The 610-nt window shown below is 44.9% G+C and carries 1 protein-coding gene; it reads left to right on the top strand.

Going from position 1 to position 610, the window contains the following annotated elements:
* On the top strand, positions 1-610 hold a 610-nt coding region (locus A3739_RS06890; RefSeq protein WP_369821093.1), incomplete at both ends, for a transglycosylase SLT domain-containing protein.

Genomic DNA, 610 nt, shown 5'->3' with positions numbered 1-610 from the left:
AAAGATAGTGAGATCGCTACTATTGATGAAACCGAGCAAGTTTTTGTTCCTCCTCTAGAAACTATTCATATCACTTGGTTCGAAGATTATTTAGATGAAGTCGCTCTCAAACCTTTGATGTTCCCCCACGCGCCGAACGGTTGGCTCGTAGAGACGGAACATCAGCCATTGCCGGTTGAAGTGGTCGAAGCGATCGGCAGACCTACTGATTTGCTACAACGTATTCGAGACGGCCTAGAATTTGATTTGAGCGAAGATAATCATCGCATACGTGCACAGTTAAATTGGTATGTGAAGCACCCAGCTTACTTGGACCGCGTGTTTACGCGATCTGCACGTTACATGTACTACATCGTTGAACGATTAGAAGAAGAAAACCTTCCTTTGGAATTAGCCTTACTTCCTATTGTAGAAAGCGCATTTAACCCATTTGCCTACAGTCATGGGCGAGCGTCTGGGCTTTGGCAATTTATCCCAGGCACCGGGAAAATGTATGGCATGCATCAAAATTGGTGGTACGACGGACGCAGGGATGTAATTCTTTCGACAGAAGGTGCTATTAAATACTTGCGTTGGCTCAACAAACGTTTTGATGGTAATTGGATGCACG

The organism is Oleiphilus sp. HI0067, from assembly GCF_001635735.1.
Note: the sequence above shows the minus strand (reverse complement) of the source record. Positions and strands in the feature narration are given on the sequence as shown.